This window comes from Nonomuraea phyllanthi (assembly GCF_006334985.2).
Lineage (GTDB): Bacteria > Actinomycetota > Actinomycetes > Streptosporangiales > Streptosporangiaceae > Nonomuraea > Nonomuraea phyllanthi.
In genome coordinates this window covers 51,291-70,006 of record NZ_VDLX02000007.1, presented here as the reverse complement: position 1 = coordinate 70,006, position 18,716 = coordinate 51,291, and the positions used below count along the sequence as shown (strand labels likewise).

Sequence of the window (18,716 nt, the reverse complement as noted above, 5' to 3'; positions counted from 1 at the left end):
CGAACCGGTGGTCGCCGACGCGATGGATCCCGATGGGCTCGCCGCCGCCGTGACCGGCCGGGACGCTGTGGTGTCGGCCCTGGGCCCTCGTCCCGGGGCCGGCGGGCCGGTCTGCGCCGACGGGGCCCGTGCGATCATCGCCGCGATGCGCGCCGCCGGAAGCCGCCGGCTCGTCGTCGTCACCGCCAGCGGCCACATCGTCGACGAGGGAGACGGGCCGGCCAGCCGCCTGGTGGTCAAGCCGCTGTTGCGGCGCCTCCTCCGCGAGGGGTTCGCCGACTTCGCCCGTACGGACGAGATCGTCCGCGCCAGCGGGCTGCAGTGGACGATCATGCGGCCGCCCCGGCTGACCGACGGCGGGCGCCGGCCGTACCGCACCTCGATCGACCGCAACGTCCGGGGCGGCATCACGATCGCCCGCGCCGACCTCGCGCACGCCATCCTCGCGGCGCTCCCCGACCCGGCCGCCATCGGCCACAGCATCTCCCTGGGGTACTGACCGTGAAGAGACGCATCGTCATCGGCCTGTGCCTGCTGCTGACCGCTGCGCTCGGTCTCACCGGCGCCGTCGGCTACCTGACCTTCCTGCGCCCGGCCGGCAACCCGCCCGCCGACGCCCGCACCGACGGACCGGGGCAACGGCCCCGGGTGGTCGCCGCCGGCGCCAGCATGACGCAGGGCTCGCCCGGCGCGGACCGGGTGGCCACGCTGCGCGCCCGGCCCGAGTTCCACGGCCGGGAATTCGTCAACGCGGGCGTCAACGGCAGCACCACGGCCGACCTGCGGCAACGGGTCGACAGCGACATCGTGGCCTGCGGTCCGGCCGCGGTCACGCTCCTCATCGGCACCAACGACGTCCGCAACGGCGTCCCGCTGCCGCGGTTCCGCGCCGACCTCCGCGCCATCGTGGACCACGTCAGGGCCCGTACCACCGCCCGGATCGCGCTGATGTCCCTGCCGCCGCTCGGTGAGGACCTGAACACCGAGATCAACCACAGGCTCACCGCGTACAACGCCGCGATCCAGGAGACCGCGGCCCAGCACTACCTTCTCGGGCGCAGCTGGGACGAGATCGCCCGGGCGGGCGGGCGCGACCTGCTCGTCGACCACATCCATCTGAGCGACCGCGGCGGCGCGATCGTGGCGGACCTCGTCGGCCGGTGGCTCGCCGACCGGCACCAGACAGATCCGGGTGCCCGCTCACCACGCCTTGGCGAGCCGACACCCACGCCTTGCCCCTTCTCCACGACGTGGAGTCGACGACGTGACACCTGATCACCCACACGCCGTCACGTAGGCTGTGGCAGTGATCAACGTGGTCGAATGGACCAGACTCGAGCCGTGGCGGGTCGCTCGCGCCCGCACCGACCGCGACGAGACGATGATCGTCAAGTGGATGGGCCCCCACGCCGCGCGTACGCACAGTGAGGCGTGGCGGCTGCGCACGGAGGTGGCCGCGCTCCGGTTCCTGTCCGAGGACCTGGGAGTAGACCTGGCTCCCCGCGTGCTGGCGGAGGACCTGCCCGCGGGCCGCGTGGTGCTGGAGGACCTCGCGCCGCGGGCCGCGCTCGACGGGCTGCTGCGCCGAGACGGGGCCGGCGCGCACGCGGAACGGCTGGTGGCGTTCGCCCGTGCTCGCGGTGAGTTAGGCGCGCTCACCGCCGGCCGCGCGGAGCCGTACTACCGGCGCCGGTCCGGCCTCGGCCCGGTCGATCCGGAGTCTGACCGGCTGCGGCGCGTCACCTGGCTCCGTATGGAGGGCGCTCCGCACGCCGAGACCCTGGGGGTGCCGGTCACCGGCGCGGTCGAGCGCGAGCTCGCCGAGGTGGCGGAGGAGCTGTCCGATCCCGGGCCCTTTCTCACCCTCAGCAACGGCGATCCGGAGGCCAACAACGTCCTGGTCCACGACGGCGGCCCGCCGGACGCGAGGCTGATCGACTTCGAGTTCGCCGGCTTCACCCACGCCCTGCACGACGCCGTCTGCCTGCACGTCCCCGGCCCGGCCTGGATGACGGTGAGCGCGGCGCCCGGCTTCGCGCCACTGCCGGACCTGGCCGGGACGTATCGGCACGCTCTGGCCGCCGGAGTCCCGGAGGCGGAGGACGAGCGGCGTTACGGGCGTGCGCTGGCGGTGGCGTGCGTCCTGTTCGCCCTGGGCCGCCTGCGGCGCCTGCCCGCGCTGGAGACCCGCCCTGCGGGTGACGACAGCCGTACGCAACTCGTCGCGATCCTGGAGGCCGCCGCCCACACGGCCGCAACCCACCGGGCACTGCCGCACGTGGCCGGTCTGTGCCGCCACCTGTCCGAGGCCGTACGCCGCCGCTGGCCGGACACGGACGTGGACCTCACCGCGCTGGCCCCCTACACGCCCCGCCGCCGCTGACCCGCCGACGCACTGCCACGAAACGATCCGCGAATCACCATCACGTTCCGTGTTGTACCTGTAACAATAAGCATCATGCCGTCCCCCCGACATGACGCCCTCATCCGGCTGTTCAAAGATCGGCCTCAACTGGCCGTCGACATCCTGCGCGACCTCATGGAAGTGGAACTGCCCGACACCGCGTTGACCCAGGTGGAGGACAGCACCTTCAACACCCGTCCCTCCGATGACATCGAAGCCGACCTGGTCCTCGTCCTGGGGCCACCTCGCGACCCCGCACACGCCATCATCGTGGAGATCCAGCAGGACAAGTCCAAGCATCCCCGGCAACTCGCTCGCTACGCCGCCGCCCTGTGGCTGATGCTGGGCTGCGACGTCACCGTCCTGGTCATCTGTCCCAACCGCAACGTCGCCGACTACTACGCGCAGCCGGTCGAGTCAGGGCTGACCGGCTACCGGTTGCGGCCCTGTGTGCTGGGTCCGGACGCCATTCCGGCCATCACGGATCCCCGGCAGGCCGTCAAGCACCTGGACATGGCAGCCATGTCGATCATGGCGCACGGCCGCGACCGCAAGGTCGTCGAGGCCTTCGCCACAGCGCTGACCGTCACTGACGATGACCACGCTTCGGATTACTATGATTACGCATACAGCATGGCCGCCCCCGAGATTCGCCGCCTCATGGAGGAGATCATGACGTCCACCACCCGGCTGCCGCACAGTCCTTTCCTGCGCGAACAGTTCAACCGAGGCGAGACCAAGGGAAAGGCGGAAGGGAAGGCGGAAGGCAAGGCGGAAGGCAAGGCAGAAGAAGCCGCCAAGTCCGTACTGCTCGTGTTGGCGGCCCGCCGCTTCGACGTCCCCGACGACATCCGTGCCCGCATCACCGCCTGCACCGACCTGTCGCAACTCGAAACCTGGCTCACGCGAGCGGCCACGGCCCAGAACCTTCAGGAGCTGTTCCACGACCTGGCCTGACAGCGACTCCTGGAGAGAGACCGCCATGGCCTGACCTGGAGAGCGCACGGCAGAGCCGCAGTCGCGACACCGGCCTCGGGCGGCCGAGCTCACGCTGGGCGATGAGGAGGAGCGCGGTCAGGCGGGCCCGGGCGACGATGGCGCGGAGTCGGAGAGGCCGAAGTGCGGCAGGCAAGGCTCCAGGCCATGGATCTTCACCGGGACGGGAGCGATGAAGGCGGACCGGTCGAGGCGCAGGCGCTGCTGGACCGCCCGCCGGCCGCGTACCTGGTGGACCTCCATACCGTCGGGACGGTAGCCGAGCTTGCGTGAGACGGCCAGCGAGGCGGGGTTGTCCAGGAACGCGCTGGAGACGGCCGTGCGGGCGGCGAGACCCTCGAAGGCGAGGTGCAGGACGGCGGCCCGCATCTCCGTGCCCAGGCCCTGGCCCTGGTGGGCGCGGCCCAGCCACGAGCCCGTGTGTACTTCGCGGGTGACGGGGAAGCTGCGCGCGGTCAAATCCTGCGTGCCGATCACCCGGCCCTCGTGGACGACGACGAAGTTGCAGCACCAGTTGCCGGGCTGCCACCGCGCCATGAGCCCGAGCTGGTAGCGGACGACGTTGCCGGGCAGTTCGTCGGCGGGGGCGTCGGTCCACGGCACTCCGAACGGCATCAGGTCCGGGTCGTGGACGCCCTCCAGGGCCCGGTCGGCCAGCTCGTCGAGATCGTCGAGGGAGGGCAGCCGCAGCTCCAGGCGGGGCGTGGTCAGGCGCAGGTTGAGTACGGGCCAGTGGCGCATACCCGCCATTGTCCTGGGCGCCGTCTACCGGAGCATCCCATTAACGGCGCATACCGGAGCATTCCGTCAAAGAGGTGCCCGGGACGGTCTGCGCCAGTACGTGAGGTAGCGCAGCAGCCACTCCACCGGCCCGTAGCGATGGTTCCTGAGCCACCAGCGGCTGTAGACGACCTGGACGGCGAAGACGCCGATGGCGATCAGCACTTCGAGCAGCGGACTGACCCGGTCCACGAGCGCCAGCCCGTACCCCGTGAAGATCAGGGCGCAGATCAGCGACTGCGCGAGGTAGTTGGACAGCGCCATGCGGCCGGGCGCCGCGAGGGTGCGCGCCAGGCGCGGCAGGTACGGCAGCAGCCGCAGGAACGTCGCCGCGTACGCCGCCGCCAGCAGCGGGGCCGTCACCAGGTCCACGGCCTCGCCCCAGAACTTGTGCATCGTGCCGTGCCACGCCGCCAGCGTGGAGACGAACGCGCCGCCGAGCCCGACCGTGAACCCCGCCCACTGCAGCTTGCGTAGTGTCCCTATGTGGGGGGAGATGTCGCGCAGGGCGCCCAGCTTGCCGACCGCCAGGCCGATCAGGCAGGCGGCCAGTACGGCGGGTCCCTGGAAGAAGACGCGCAACAGGATGATCAGCGACAGCTTCCTGAGGTGCTCCGAGACGATCTGCCACACGGAGGCCACCAGAGCGGTGTCCGACTGGGCGGCCTGCGTGGACGTGTCCGCCACCGTGCCCGCCGTGTCGAGGCCGACCGTGGCCAGCAGGGCCAGCAGCACGAAGCCGAGCGCCAGCAGCGAGGTCAGCACGACGGCCAGCGCCACCGCGGTCCTGGGGCTGATCCGGCGGAAGATCAGCAGGGCCAGCCCGACGGCGGCGTACGTCGTCAGGATGTCCCCGGGGAACAGCAGCACGGCGTGCGCCAGCCCGAGCAGCAGCAGCCCGGCCAGCCGGCGCAGGAACATCGGCACGAACGGCAGGCCCCGCCGCACCGACGAGTCGACCTGGAGCGTGAAGCTGTAGCCGAACAGGAAGGAGAACAGCAGGTAGAACTTGTTCTCCACGAGCATCGTCACGGCCGACCGCACGCCCCAGTCCAGCGTCGACTGGAACGCGGGCTCGGCCATCCCGGCCATCCGGTAGCCGGAGGCCAGGAAGGCGATGTTGACCACGAGGATGCCGAGGAGCGCGAAGCCCCGTAAGGCGTCCACAGAAGCGATCCTCGCGGCGGCGAGCTGTGTGCCGGGCGTAGCGGGATGTGTCTCCTGTGTCCTCATAAGGAGGACATCATCCCGCACAACCTGAGTGTTTCCTGGGAATTCAGGTAATTTGCGCGATATAGATGAATCTCTCGACGATCACTGCTATGGCCACCACGAACGCGGGGACCGCCAGGAATAGCAGGCGTTTGCGGGTCTTGCGCGCCCGGTTCGGGCCGTTCAGGCGGATGATCTCGTACGCGAAGAGCGCCACCCAGGTCACCCCCAGCGCGCCGATGCCCACCGGCGTCCACGGCGAGGTCGGATCACCCCGCCCCTTGTAGGGCTGCGGCTCGGGGATCTCGGTGCCCCTGACGAACTTCTTCCAGGTGTAGAGCGCCGCGTCCTCGTTGGCGAACACCCGCTTCAGATCAGGCGAGGCGTCCAGCGCCGCGCGGAACTTCGCCCCCCAGTCGTCGGCGTAGCCCTCGTTGAGCTGCAGGTAGCTGACCTGCCCGCGGCTCACCATCAGGTACGAGTTGCGCGGCTCCGCCTTGAGCGCCTTGATCGCGTCCGCGACCTGCGTCGGATCCTTGTGCACGAGAGCCTGCACGTTGAAGCTGACCAGTTCGACGTCCCGCTCGCCCCACGGCAGGGTCGGCGTGACCTCGGGACCCAGCTTGGGCACCAGGTAGAGCACCTTCGCGCTCGGCTTGTCGTGCTCGTAGACGTAGTGCAGCGCCGCCACCTCGCCGGTGGTGACCCGCTCGAACTTCTCGTTGCCGTACCTCGCCATCAGGAACGCGAAGGCGAACAGCACCGCGAAGCACGCCGCCAGCACCACCGAGATCTTCTTGGTGAGCTGCGGGTTGAAGCGCACGTTGCGCTTGCGCAGCGGCACCGTCTCCTCGCGCACGTCCGCGCTGTCGGCCGGCAGGTTGGGGAAGAACGCGTACGCGGCGAGCAGGCAGGCGCCGGGCAGCGCGAACATGTAGATCCGCAGCCCGATCTCGCCGCCGTAGCTCTGCAACCCCAGCGCCAGCACCGGCACGCAGAGCAGGATCAGCGCGCACCGGTCGAACACCCCGCGCCGCAACCGCCTGAACAGCCCCGTCGCCGCCAGGCTGAGGATGACCACCAGGATGCCGAGCCGCGCCTGCAGCACCATCGCGTGCGCGGGGTCGCTGCCCTCGATCCGGTCGCCGGTGCTGTTGCCGATGTTCTGCAGGATGCGGCCGAGGCCGCCGAAGATCGCGTCGATCTGGTTGGACCAGAAGCCCACCGTCAGGTAGCTGATCCAGGCCAGCACCGCGAGGCCGAGGAAGAACGGCAGCGCCCACGTCAGCGAGGTCCGCTTGAAGATCAGGAACGCCGTCAGCACCCCGAGCATCATGAACGGCGTGATCTGGTGCGAGGCCACCGACGCGATGAACACCGCCATCAGCAGCATCAGCATGAGCAGCTTGTCGGCCCGGTACGTGCCGGTGTTGGCCAGCTCGCCCGGCGTCATCGACCCCAGCTTGCCGATCAGCTTGCGCAGGCCCTTGGGCGGAATCGGCTTCGTCCGGGGCTCCACCCGTCCGAACCATCTGAGCAGGATCGCCACGAACGCCAGATACAGCGCGAAGGTGAAGCCCTGTGGTGAGAAGTAGTCCTGCCCGATCCACTGCACCAGCACGAACAGCAGCGCCGCGAACCACCGCGCCCGCGTGGTGGCCACGACCTGGCGCAGGATCAGCACGAACGGGATCAGGTAGAGCAGGTTCGTGACGAGCGGCGTCCACTGCAGGATCGTCGTCAGGTCGGTGATCCCCGCCGCCTTCGTCACGAAGGCGAACAACGCGAAGAAGCCCGGCCAGCCCATGCGGGCGTCGATGCTGATGGCGCTCTCGCCGGTCCTGCTGATGAACTCGACGAAACCCGCGTGGATGTACGCCGTGGGGAAGCGCGGCTCGGACGCCACCAGGGATCCGGCGCCGTGCAGGGCGAACGTGATGGCGGCGATCTGGAACAGCAGCAGGAACTTGCGGTCGGTGCTCTGGGCGACCGTGACGAAGAACGACACGATCATGATGAGGATGGCGACGAACGCCGTCGTCGGGAGGGCCGAGATCAGGCCCAGGCCGTCGATGTCCTCCGGATTCACGCCCCGCAGCGGGCCCGGGGGGACCTTGAGGGCGAGGATGTACATGACCAGGCCCTCGAGGACCAGCAGCACGGGCAGCCACTTGGGGGCACTGGCGATCAGCGCGCCGACCCGGCCACCCAACGTGCGCGGCTTGCCCTGGTTCGACGTCCCGGCGGAACCCGGGGCCAGTGCCGGTGAGGCCTGAGGCGCCACCTGCGGGGGCGCGGCCTGCGGAGGTGCGGCCTGCGGTGATGCTGGCTGTGCTGGTGCCGTCTGTGGTGGTGCCGTCTGGGGTGGCGCGTTCTGCTGGAGGCCCACCTGCGGGTGCGGTCCCTGCGAAGGCGCGGGCGCAGTCGCGGATGCGTGTCCCGACGACCCGGGCGAGCCAGGAGCCGCCCCGCCCTGCGGACCAGGCCCCCGAGACCGCGCCCCCGGCGGCTGCCCGCCCTGAGACGGTGCCCCCTGTGATGGCGCGCCCTGTGACGGCGCTCCCTGCCCTGGGGCGGCTTGCGATGATGCGCCCCGCGGCGATGCGCCCTTCGGCGGGCTGCCCTGGGCCGGCTTGGCCGGTGATGGCGTGCCCGGCTGGGACGAGGCTCGCGAGGACGCGCCCTGCGGGGGCGCGGTCCGCTGGGACTGAGCCTGCTGGGGCGCCTGCGTGGGCCCGCCCGCATTCGCCGGCCTGCCCGCCGCACGTGAAGCCGCGCCCGGACCGCCCGTCGCGCCGGAGCCCGGCGTCGCACCAGAACCGGCACCGGGGGTCGCGCCGGTTCGGGGAGTCGTCCCGCCCTGCGCCCGGTTGCCACGCTGTACGGGCGTGACGACCGTCCCCGTGGCGTCCGGATCCCCGCCCGTACCAGGGGAGGCCGTGTCCTCGGCGGGAGCCGCGGAGCCCTTCGCGGCCGGAGCCGAGCTCTCCGAGGAAGCCGAGCCCTCAGAAGCAGCCGAGCTCTCCGAGGAAGCGGGCTCGAACGTCAGCTTCGGGATGACCCCGGTCGCCTCCGGATCGAAGGGCACGTCTGACTCCTCCTTGTCCCCGCGTACGCCCGAGGAGCTTGCAATGCCGTCGCCGTCCCGTTGCCTCACGTTGACCATCATGAGGCCCCAGAGGACTCCCGGGTGACAAGCGGCGCACTCGAATCGCCGAACCTGAGAATTTTACGCAGATTACCGAAGATCAAGAGAGCCATGAGCAGCTCGCTGAAGAGCAGCCCGTACCCCACCGCGTTCACCCCCGCGTACGGGAACAGCGTGACGGTGGAGACCAGCACGAGCGCGGCCAGCCCGATCTGGACGGTGGCCAGCATGCGCGCCCGCGACTGCGCCCGCAGCGCGCTCAGGTAGACCTCGATCAGCACCCGGGGCAACACCGCCAGCGACATCAGCCGCAGCAACGTCGTGCCCTCCTCGGCGAACTGGGAGCCGAAGATACGCAGGATCAGCGGCGCCCCGAGGAACGCCACCGCGATGATCGGGATGACGATCATGAAGGCCCGCCGCAGCGCCCTCCGGCAGTTCTCGGCCAGTTTGGCGCGGTCCATCGAACCCTCGACGGTCAGCGACACCGCCATGTTCATGGCCAGCAGTTCGATCATGCTGGCGAGGGTGTGCGCCATCGAGAAGCGCCCGAACGTGGCCTCGCCGACCTGCGTGGCGATGACCACCGGCACGAGGTAGACGATCGCGAGGATGGACAGCGTCCCGGGGAAGTCGCCCGCCAGGAACCTTCCAATTTCGCGCAGCCGGGGAGGGTCCTCGACGGGCGTGGCCCGCTTGAGGTGGCGGGGGACGACCACGCCGAAGATCAGCCAGTTGACCGGGATCAGCGCGAGGGCGGTCGGGATCACCCACGAGGTGAAGACGCCGCCGGAGGGCAGCGCGCCGGCCAGGGCGACCAGCAGCCCCATCTTGACCAGGCCGAAGACCAGGTTGTTGAGCGGCACGAAGGGCGCCCGGCGCAGCCCGGTGAGCACGACGTCCTGGAGGGTGAACACGGCCCACACGACCACGGACGCCAGGAAGAACAGGCCCGGCCCGAAGCCGGCCAGCACCGAGTACGTCTTGCCCCACATCGGCAGCGTCAGCAGGAAGCCGAGCGCGGCGACGCCGCCGGTCGCGGCGGCCAGGCCGTACCCGCGCAGGATGAGCTCGGGCGTGCGGCGGCCGGCCACCGGCAGGAAGCGGGCCAGCGCGCCCACGAACCCGAGCGCCGTCAGCGACGCGAACAGCCGCATCGCCGTGATCACCGCCTGCCCGCGGCCGAACTCCTCGGGCGAGTAGAAGTGGGCGGCGAGCAGCCAGTAGCCCATGCCGAGCACGCCGGTGACGACCGTGTTGGCCATCAGCGCGTAACCCTGCCGGAACAGCGGGTTACGAAGGTCGCGTAGGATCCTCCCCCAGACCCTAGACATTGCCGCGCACCCGCTGCAGCCCGTACCGCGTCCTGCGCACGACCGCGTAGCCCTTGGTGAGGATGCGTTCGCGCAGGTAGATGAGGGGTACGGCGTTGCCTTCGACGGCGCGCTTGAACATGTTGATGGTCGTGCCCTTGCCGACCGTCAACCGGGGGATGGCGAGCATGTCGTGCCGGTCCGCGGCGATCGTGTTGCTCACGGCGCAGGCTGCGAAATAGCCGGCCTTGCGCACTTCGCGGCGCACGCGGGCGCTGGAGTAACCGTAGGGGTAGGCCATGGTGGCGACCGGCGCGCCGATCTTCTCCTCCAGCAGGCCCTTGTTCCTGCGCAGCTCCTGCCGCAACTCGTCGGTGCGGAGCTGGTCGAGCTGGGGGTGGCTGTGGCTGTGGCCGCCGATCTCGATGCCGGTCTGCGCGGCCTCGCGGGCCTGGCCCCAGGTCAGCATCTCGTCGAGAGGCCGGCCGGCCGCGTCATTGCCGGCGTCGGCCACCCAGCCGCTGGTCAGGAAGACCGTGGCGGGGAAGTTGTAGCGCTCGAGCAGCGGCAGCGCGTTGCTGTGGAAGTCGGCGTAGCCGTCGTCGAAGGTCACCACGATCGGCTTGGCGGGCATCGAGCGGCCGTTGTTCTTGTTGAGCGAGGCGACCAGGTCACCCAGCGTGAGCGGGGTGAAACCGCTCTCCGACAGGTAGGCCAGCTGCTCGGCCAGGTCGCCGGGCCGCACCGAGTGCGGCCTGGTCTCGTCGTTGGGCGCGTCGGTGACCGAGTGGTACATCAGGATCGGGATCCGGGTCATGAGCGTGCCCACCTTAGCCGTGCGGAACCCACCACGTAACCCCAGGTCGTCCAGGCCAGCCCGACCACGATCGCGCCCGCGCGGCCGAGCCCGCCCGCGTCGCCCCGCAGCGCCTCGCCGACGCCGCGCAGTGCGCCGAGCGGCAGCGCCTTGAGCGCGTGGGCGCGCTCGCTGGCCAGCCCGTCCTGGGTGCCGACCTCCCGCGTCACCAGGGCCTTCGACAGCCCCTCCGCGTAGCACCTGGACCTGAAGTAGGCGAACCGCTCGCGCTGATCGGACACCTTGTGCCCGATCACGGCGCGCGGCTCGAACAACATGACCGAGCCGGGCTTGCGCTGGCTCAGCCGGATGCAGAACTCCGTCTCCTCGCACCCCAGCGGGCGCGACTTGCGGCCCTGCACGCTGCGCCCGATGCCGCTGTGGAAGCCGCCCACCTCGGACACGACGTCGCGCAGGAAGGCGGCGTTGCCGCCCATCACGTTGCGGATCGGCGCGCGCACCTCGGGCATGCCGCGGTAGCTGCAGCCGACCGTCCAGTCGAACTCGTACGGGAACCACCGCGGGCGCCTCCCCGACGCCCACAGTGGTTCGGTGCGTCCCCCGACACCCACCACACCCTGGTCCTGGAAGCCCTCCTCCAGTGCCTCCAGCCACCCGGGATCGGCGACCGCGTCGTCGTCGAGGAACGCGACAATCTCACCGCCGGCCGTGGCCACGCCGGTGTTCTTGCCTCCCGACAGCCCCTTGGCGTGCGTGTTCTCCACCACAATGGCCTGCGGATAGGCACGCTTGAGCTTGAGGTGCAGGTCGGGGTTGTAGTCGACCACCAGGATCAGCTCGTATGCCGGGCGTGTCTGGCTCTCGACCGACTCGACTGCCTGCCTGATGTCCTCCCACCGCTCCTCGGTGTAGACGCAGATGACAACAGACGTGTTCACGGGCGATTCCTTTATGCGACGCCTCGGTCAGCGGCGGGAGTGGCGGTCGGCTCAGGCTGAGGCGGAGCGGGCTGGCGACGCCACTCCTTCAGGATGGTCTTGAGCACGCGGAAGCCATCTCGTACGGCGTGCAGGTTGCTCTCGCCGTGAATGCGGTTGCGCTCGTGGCTCGGCACCTCGTACACCTTCAACCCGGCCTTGGCCGCCCGCACGTTCATCAGCGTCTCCACCTCGAAGCCGTCGCAGTCGAGGTTGAGCACGTCGAGGTGGCGGGCCCAGAAGGCGTTGTAGCCGTAGCACAGGTCGGTGTACTTGGTGTTGTACATCACGTTGACCATGCCGGTGAGGACCTTGTTGCCCAGCCGGCGGTTGAGCGTCAGGTCGTCGCTGCCGCCGCCGGAGGCGTAGCGCGAGCCCTTGACGAAGTCGGCGCCGGTCACCAGCGCGCCCACGAAGTTGATGATCTCGCGGCCGTCGGTGGAGCCGTCGGCGTCGATCATCACGATGATGTCGCTGGTGCACGCCGCGAAGCCGGCGGACAGGGCGTCGCCCTTGCCCTTGCCGGTCTGGGTGACCACTTTCACGTTGGGCCGCAGCCGCTTGGCCACGGCCACGGTGTCGTCGACGGAGTTGCCGTCGACGAGGACGATCTCGTCGACCCACTGCGGGATCGTGGCGAAGACGTGGGGCAGGTTCTCGGCCTCGTTCATCGCCGGTACGACGACGCTCACCGTCGGGGAAATGGCCAGGTGGGGCGTGACCGGCGTGAAGCTCGAGGGGGGCGGCATCGACCTCAAGGGCGACGATTGCAGCTTGCCGTTGTGCTTGCCTATCTCGGGACTCATGGCGAGGGAAATCCTTCCGGGACCCCGCCCTGCTGCGGTCCGGACGCGGCCACTCCCGGGTGCTGAGGGAATGGCGAAGCCGGTGAACGGTGCATTGAAGGGTCCTGTGCTGTGAGGGTGTGCTGCTGGGATGAGGAGCGCTCAGCGTGCTCCGGTTGGTTCTTTCGCTACTCCGTTGGACGACTCCTGCTGCTGCATCGAGGTGCGCACCCGACCGAAGCCCTTCAGGACACGATCGGCCGCCTTATAAAGAGACGGTCGATCCATGACGATTGTTCGGGCCTTGTTGAGAGGAGTTCGGCCGACCCAGTGGACGGCCGCCGTCGCGGACGGTCTCGAGATCCGGCCTTCGGAGACGTACAAAGTGCCGCTCTTGAGCCAGTCCTTGTACTCCTTGCCGCCCTTGCCCATGTCGACCATGTGCAGCCCGTCGTTCGCGGCGGCCTCGGCCATCTGGAGGTGGTGGACGATGCCCGGCGAGTAGCGGCCGAACTCGGTGTCGTAGGCGGGGAACCACCCTACAAGCGTCGTGGCCGTACGGAGGCCGAAATGACCGGCTACCGGTACGTCTCCGGCATAGAGCATGGTCAGGACACCCGCGAAGTCCGATGTCCGTTCGGCATGCATCATGTCCGTCAATTCGACGATCCACGGCTGCGCGAACCTGTCCACCCGGCCGGTTCTCCGATACTGGTCGGACTTCCAGGTCAGCAGCGTGCGCAGCACCTCGGGGTCGGCCGAGGCCCACTCGAAGCGCAGCTCGCCCTGCTCCCTGCCGAGCTTGCGCTCCTTGTAGCGGACGGTCTTGAGGTTCTTCGGGGAGTTGGACTTGACCTGGTCGATCCAGGCGTCGAAGCCGGAGGTGAAGTCCATGATCGGCGCGGGGCGGACGTCCTGCTCGAAAGGGGCGAACGTGGGCTGCCCCGCCACCATGTGGTCGAAGTCGAACACGCTGAGCTTGCAGGCCCGCAGCAGGGCCTTGGCGTCGAGCCGCAGGTCCGGGGTCGCGATCAACCCGTGGCACGTGGTCAGGAAGCCGCCGAGCGGCTTGCCGATGCCGAAGCTGTGCCGCTCGTACGGGAAGAACCCCGCGATGCCGCCCGCGTCGGAGATGACCGCCACCCTCACGTAGTCGCGCAAACGGTCCATCGCCACGGCGAACTCAACCGACAGGAACGGGTTGTCCAGACTCGGGTCGGCCTTCTGCAACTCCCGCCATCGTGTCCGCTCGGCCTCTCCGAGCTCTCGCGGCCGAACTACCTGGATGTTCACCTGGCCCCCTGTTGGGTCTGCATGCTCTTCCCCCGGTACAACACGCGAAGCACGTACATGAACCCTCCGAGCACGGCGACCGTCGCGACGCCTGCGCGGGGTGACCATGCGCCGAAGAGCAGCATGGCCTGGGCGAGGAGGACGTTCAGTACGAGACTTGCCGCAGCGCCTACTGATAGGGCGGCGAGCGGGTCACGATCACGCAACAGTCCCACGACCGCCGCGCCTGGAACGACCAGAAGGAACAGAGAGATCAAAAACGGGCGCAGCGGTGTTTCTATGTCGAACAGCGCGACGACCGCTCCCGCTATGCAGGCGAGCGCCACCAGCCAGGCCAGCGCTCTGCGGTGCTGCTTGAGCATCTCCCTTGTCTCTCCTGCTCTTGCTGGTAAAAGCACGATTGATCGCAGTTCATGGGACCAATCCGCGCCAGGACACGTCAATGCCGACGCTTGGCGGTGCGCCTTGGTTTACCGGCAGGCAAAGATTTCTCGTGTGACTTTCAACACACGGTCAAGTGGGCGCCGGTCCGGAAGCGACCTCCAAGCACACCAGGATGCCCTATCTGGCCGGGCAACTTCGAGCCAGGGTCCGATTTATCCGGGTTTGTCGGCAATAAATGTTGATCTACTCCTGGTTGGCGTCGGTATTGGCATCGCGGGACCCGGCGGCGTCAGCTGGAGCGTTCCCCGCGTCGTTCCCGGCACTGTTCCCTGCGCCGTTCCCTGGGCCGTTTTCGGGGCCGTTCTGGGAAGGGGGCAGCGCGGTCGGCTCGGCGGGGGGCGTCGGCTCGCCGGTCGGCTCCTGCGGCCGCGGCGTTTGAGCGTCCCACGACAGCGCGCAGGACCCGCCGCCGCCGTTCGAGGTGAACGTGACGCGGCCCCGTCCGGCCTCGCCCGGGTCGAGGACCGTGACCCAGATCGCCACGGACCGGCCCGCCTTGATCGACCCGCTCGCCGGGAACACGTCCAGCCCCGTGGAGCCGGTCGCCGTCCACGAGACGGTGGCGCCCCTGGCGGCGAGCCGGACCTTGGCCGCGCCCTCGACGGCCTTCGGGCACGACGTGCGCAGCCGGGCCGCGGGCGCGCGCCCGCGGGTGGGCGTCCGCGGCTCAGGCGCCTGGCGGGCGCGCGGCCGCTCGGCCGCCGGGGTGGCCCGGCGCGACGGCGTGCGGCTCGGCGTGGGCGTGGAGACGGGCGTGAGCTCGTCCTCCTCCGGATCCGGCTCCGGGCTCTCCAGGAAGGTCTCCTCCAGCGAGGGGGTGGGCGAGGGGGCGGCGGCCCGCAGGGGCGTGTCGTCGGAGGCGCCGCCGCCGTTGATCGCGACCACCGCGCCCGTCGCGGCCAGCACGCACGCGCCCGCCAGCAGCACCGGCGCGAGGCGGCGCGGCCCGCGCCGCCGCGCGCCCCGCTCCGCGGCCACGGGGAAGCCGGCCCGGTCGAAGTCGTCCCCGCGATCGGTGATCAGCGTGCGGGTCTGGTCAAGCCCCGGGTCGACGCACGTGTCGATCACCCGGCGGCGCAGCGAGATCGGCGGGAACGCGACCGGCACCATGTCCAGCAGCCGAGCCGCCGAGACCTGCCGGTGCCGGCCCTCGGTGCAGACCTCGCACCTGCCGATGTGCCCCGACAGCCGGCGCCGCAGCAGCGGGGTGAGCGGCCCCTCCCACGAGTCGAGCATCGCCGACAGGTCGGGGCAGTGCGCCCGCCCGATCCTGGCCAGCACCACCGCCGCGGCGGCGTTCTCCAGGTGGTCGCGGGCCCTGGCCAGCCGGCTCGTCGCCTGCCGCGAGGTCAGCCCGAGCACCGCGCCGACCTCGGCCGGGGTCAGGCCGTGGCGCAGCGACAGCTCCAGGATCTCGCGCCGGATCCCTTTCAGCTCGCCCAGCGCCTCGTGGACGAGGTCGGCCAGTTCGGGGTCGTCCTGCTCCTCGGGCAGCGGCGGCGGCAGGCTCACGGAGGTGTCGCGGTGCGCCAGCCTGGCCCGTACCTGGAACTTGGTCAGCGCGTACAGCCAGGCCCGCAGCCTGGCCGGCTCCTTCAGCCGGTGCACGCACCCCTGCGCGGTGACCAGGGCGTCGTGCACGGCGTCCGCGGCCAGGTCCCTGGAGAAGGAGGCGGCGTAGTCGTGCAGCCGCTCGGCGTAGGAGTCGTACAGCTTGGCGGGAGCGTCGGAGTCCGCGCGCCGCAGAGCCTCGACCAGCTCGTGATCCTCGGCGCGATCGACGGACGGCCATCCAGGCACGGATCCCCTCCCCGCGGGTAGAACGGGCGCTCGGCCCCACGCGGAGAGGACGCGGCCTGGTTCGGGGCGGTTCGCCCGCTATGCCCAACGGGCATGATTGCGGCCGCCCGGCTTCCGGGGGCGGATCAGCTGTTGTCGCACTGAGGTGCGCAGATCCGGCGCTCCATGCCCTGGAGGAAGAAGTCGCGCACCTGGAGGATGTCCTTGGCGATGTACGCCTCGCCGCCCGTCGCCTTGGCCAGGGCGTTCATCTGCTGCTTGCCCTGCTCGGCCTCCGGGCCGAACGCGATGAGCAGGATGCTGATCGGCCGCTTCGGGTTGTAGGTCTTCTCCAGGAACCGCAGGATCTGGCTGTTCGTGACCCCGCCGTCCGGGTCGTCGTTGCCGGCGCCGTCCGTGAGGATCAGCAGCGTGTTGATCTTGTCGCCCTGGTACGACTTCGTCAGCTGCGTGTAGGCCGCCTTGATCGTGTCGTTCAGCCCGGTGTCGCCCGTGGGATTGGCCTTGATCGAGGCGAACGCCCGGCCCAGCAGGTCCTTGCGGAGCGTGCCGTCGACCGACTCGCTGACCGGGCCGATGGAGACGAGCTCCTTCCAGTCCTTGCCCTGGCCGTCCATGTGCGTGGAGAACGACCACAGGCCCAGCTCGGAGTCGGCGGGAAAGAGGCCCAGGCCCTCGGTGGCGATCTTGTTGATGGCCTGCATGCGGGTCATGCCCGTGCCGGGGACGGGCAGCGCCATCGTGCCGGACACGTCGAGCAGCGTGAGCAGGCGGGTTCCCAGGTTGAGCCTGGACCAGATCTGCACCATCCTCGACACGGTCGCGCCGTCCGGCGGCTCCAGCGCCGCCGGCGACTCGGACGCGAACCCGGCGTCCTTCGACAGCACGTCGCCCGCCTTGCCCTCGGTGTCGCGGAAGCCCGCGTTGCGCAGGGTCTTCTTGGACTTCTCCGTGGCGAGGTCCTGCTTGAAGTCCTCGGCGGCCTTGAGCACCTCGGGGTCCTTGGTGAGGATCGTGACCGGGTAGTCGAGGCTGAGCGTGCCCTCCTTGGGATAGAGCGCGACCACCGGCGCCTCGGGCTTCTTGGCGTTGTGGGCGTAGACCGCCTGCTCGGAGGCGACGCCGACGGGCACCCGGCTGCCGGACTTCACGGTCAGGCTGGCCAGCAGCGCCGCCGGGTCGGCCGCGAGCTGGCCCGACAGCTCCTTCAGCGCGCCCACCAGCGCCTTGTCCAGCTTGGCCTCCTTCGCCACGCCGGCGGCGGCCAGCAGCCCCGCCAGCCCGGCGGAGTTCTTCTGCGGGTCGAGGGCGAGCACCCGGACCTTCCTGCCGGGGCCCTCCACGTTCGCCACGTTCGCCGCGGAGATCATGGCCGCCCAGCTCGGCTGGAGCGTGCCGCTCAGCTTCGGCGCGAACGACCTGCCCGCCGCCAGCACCACCGGCGAGGTCGCGATCGAGCCCTCCACCTGCGGCAGCGCCTTGCCGGCCGGGGTGCCGCGCAGGCTCTCCATCAGCAGGCTGGAGTCGGCCACCCAGAAGTCGGCCTGGGACTTGCCGGCGGCCACCGCGTTCGCCGTCCGGGCGGAGGACTCCCTGGCCACCGTCACCTCGACGCACTTGCTGTCGATCGAGTGCATGGCCTTGTTGTAGTTGCCCGCGATCTTCTCCAGGGCGGGCTCGATGTCGGGGGAGGCGACGACCCGCAGCGGCAGCTTGCCCGCCGAGCAGTCGTGGTCGCGGTTGAAGATCACGAATGCGGCGACACCGAAGAGCACGGCCAGCGCGACGGCGCCGGCCAGCGGCACGAGGACGCGCCCGCGACCGCTCCGGGAGCGCCGGCGCGGTGGGGGTTCGGGCGCCTGGAATCCGCCGTCGAGCTCGTCTGTGCGGTGTCGTCCCACAATGTCCTCTTAGGTGTGCTTGCGACCTTCCGGAGACCCTAGCGGGAGTTGCTCCGCAATACTCGGGGAACGATACTCGGTGTGGTTGCTGTGGGAAAACAGCCCCTTTGGTGCGATGATTACCCAGCGTTGCCACGGAATCGTGCTGTGCACCCGCCGCCGTACCACCCTGGTAGCGCCTTCAGTGGCAGCAGGCGTGGCCGCGCCAGGCCCGCGCGCCCTCGCGCACGGCGACCCCCGCCAGCACCACCGCGACGACCGGATCGACCCACCACCAGCCCAGCGTGTTGAGCCGCAGGCTGACCAGCACCCCGGCCGCCATCGCCGCGCAGATGAGGTTCTGCGTGCCCTCGCCCGACGTGGCCCCCGACGCCAGCCGGGCGCCGAGCCGCCGCTTGGCCAGCCCCAGCACCGGCATGCTGACCAGGCTGAACGCCGTCACCACGATCCCCAGCGCGCTCGGCGCGGCCCGTTGCCCGGCGTCCAGGTCGTAGGCCACATGCAGGACGAGGTAGGGGGCGAGCAGCCAGAAGCTCACCGCGACCGCGCGTCGTGCGGTGCTCTCCGCGCTGGGCGAGAGCGTGCGCGCGCCGGTGAACCGCCAGACCACGATCAGGCTCGCCGCCGCCTCCACGAACGCCGACAGCCCCCACCCGATCAGTGCCAGCGAATGGGAGGAGAAGCCGGCGGCCAGGCCGAGCGTGCTTTCCACGCCCAGCCAGGCCAGCGTGGCCACGGAGAGCGAACGGGCCGCGCGGGCAGCGCGCAACCAGTCGGCTGAAGCGGCCGGATGCGCATGAATCCGCTGGTCAGGCACCATGACCCTCCGCACTCCCCGGCTATCCG

Annotated in this window: 16 protein-coding genes; 4 read left to right on the top strand and 12 right to left on the bottom strand. The window is 70.2% G+C overall.

The window, feature by feature from the left end; translation table 11 throughout:
- Positions 1-7: 7 nt before the first annotated feature.
- The 4 genes from FH608_RS19680 (at position 8) to FH608_RS19665 (ending at position 3,361) form a co-directional block, all read left to right on the top strand.
- Positions 8-499 (top strand): NAD(P)-dependent oxidoreductase, encoded by a 492-nt coding sequence (locus FH608_RS19680; RefSeq protein ID WP_263008698.1) that lies wholly within the window; start codon positions 8-10, stop codon positions 497-499.
- 2 nt (positions 500-501) lie between these two features.
- Positions 502-1,275, top strand: coding sequence for an SGNH/GDSL hydrolase family protein (locus FH608_RS19675; protein WP_139632017.1), 774 nt, complete (start codon positions 502-504; stop codon positions 1,273-1,275).
- Between the two features lie 31 nt (positions 1,276-1,306).
- Entirely contained in the window at positions 1,307-2,383 is a 1,077-nt protein-coding gene (locus tag FH608_RS19670) for an aminoglycoside phosphotransferase family protein (protein WP_226899708.1), read from the top strand.
- A 75-nt stretch (positions 2,384-2,458) separates the two neighbouring features.
- Positions 2,459-3,361 carry an RpnC/YadD family protein gene (locus tag FH608_RS19665; RefSeq protein WP_226899707.1) on the top strand — a complete coding sequence of 301 codons (903 nt, stop codon included), beginning with the start codon at positions 2,459-2,461 and terminating at the stop codon, positions 3,359-3,361.
- A gap of 117 nt (positions 3,362-3,478) precedes the next feature.
- Here the strand turns inward: FH608_RS19665 and FH608_RS19660 are convergent, their stop codons facing one another.
- The 12 genes from FH608_RS19660 to FH608_RS19605 all read right to left on the bottom strand — a co-directional run bounded on the left by FH608_RS19660 (position 3,479) and on the right by FH608_RS19605 (position 18,639).
- Positions 3,479-4,141 (bottom strand): GNAT family N-acetyltransferase, encoded by a 663-nt coding sequence (locus tag FH608_RS19660; protein WP_139632016.1) that lies wholly within the window; start codon positions 4,139-4,141, stop codon positions 3,479-3,481.
- Between the two features lie 66 nt (positions 4,142-4,207).
- On the bottom strand, positions 4,208-5,347 hold the full coding sequence (locus FH608_RS19655; RefSeq protein ID WP_226899706.1) for a DUF418 domain-containing protein: 1,140 nt from the start codon (positions 5,345-5,347) through the stop codon (positions 4,208-4,210).
- A gap of 109 nt (positions 5,348-5,456) precedes the next feature.
- Positions 5,457-7,604, bottom strand: a complete 2,148-nt coding sequence (locus tag FH608_RS19650) for a hypothetical protein (protein WP_139632014.1) — start codon at positions 7,602-7,604, stop codon at positions 5,457-5,459.
- Between the two features lie 953 nt (positions 7,605-8,557).
- A complete protein-coding gene (locus FH608_RS19645; RefSeq protein WP_139632013.1) occupies positions 8,558-9,874 on the bottom strand; it encodes a lipopolysaccharide biosynthesis protein in 1,317 nt (438 codons plus the stop codon).
- A complete protein-coding gene (locus FH608_RS19640) occupies positions 9,867-10,670 on the bottom strand; it encodes a polysaccharide deacetylase family protein (protein ID WP_139632012.1) in 804 nt (267 codons plus the stop codon). The genes FH608_RS19645 and FH608_RS19640 overlap by 8 nt, the downstream gene beginning before the upstream one ends.
- Positions 10,667-11,608 carry a glycosyltransferase family 2 protein gene (locus FH608_RS19635; protein WP_139632011.1) on the bottom strand — a complete coding sequence of 314 codons (942 nt, stop codon included), beginning with the start codon at positions 11,606-11,608 and terminating at the stop codon, positions 10,667-10,669. Before FH608_RS19635 ends, FH608_RS19640 begins: the two co-directional genes overlap by 4 nt.
- An 11-nt stretch (positions 11,609-11,619) precedes the next feature.
- On the bottom strand, positions 11,620-12,453 hold the full coding sequence (locus FH608_RS19630) for a glycosyltransferase family 2 protein (RefSeq protein WP_139632010.1): 834 nt from the start codon (positions 12,451-12,453) through the stop codon (positions 11,620-11,622).
- Between the two features lie 141 nt (positions 12,454-12,594).
- On the bottom strand, positions 12,595-13,725 hold the full coding sequence (locus FH608_RS19625) for a GNAT family N-acetyltransferase (RefSeq protein ID WP_139632009.1): 1,131 nt from the start codon (positions 13,723-13,725) through the stop codon (positions 12,595-12,597).
- Complete coding sequence (locus FH608_RS19620; RefSeq protein ID WP_139632008.1) at positions 13,722-14,087, bottom strand: hypothetical protein; 366 nt, start codon at positions 14,085-14,087, stop codon at positions 13,722-13,724. Before FH608_RS19620 ends, FH608_RS19625 begins: the two co-directional genes overlap by 4 nt.
- A gap of 265 nt (positions 14,088-14,352) precedes the next feature.
- Complete coding sequence (locus tag FH608_RS19615; protein ID WP_139632007.1) at positions 14,353-15,969, bottom strand: RNA polymerase sigma factor; 1,617 nt, start codon at positions 15,967-15,969, stop codon at positions 14,353-14,355.
- A gap of 125 nt (positions 15,970-16,094) precedes the next feature.
- Positions 16,095-17,870, bottom strand: coding sequence for a substrate-binding domain-containing protein (locus FH608_RS19610; RefSeq protein ID WP_139632006.1), 1,776 nt, complete (start codon positions 17,868-17,870; stop codon positions 16,095-16,097).
- 181 nt (positions 17,871-18,051) lie between these two features.
- Positions 18,052-18,639 (bottom strand): cation diffusion facilitator family transporter, encoded by a 588-nt coding sequence (locus tag FH608_RS19605; protein ID WP_226899705.1) that lies wholly within the window; start codon positions 18,637-18,639, stop codon positions 18,052-18,054.
- Between the last annotated feature and the right edge of the window lie 77 nt (positions 18,640-18,716).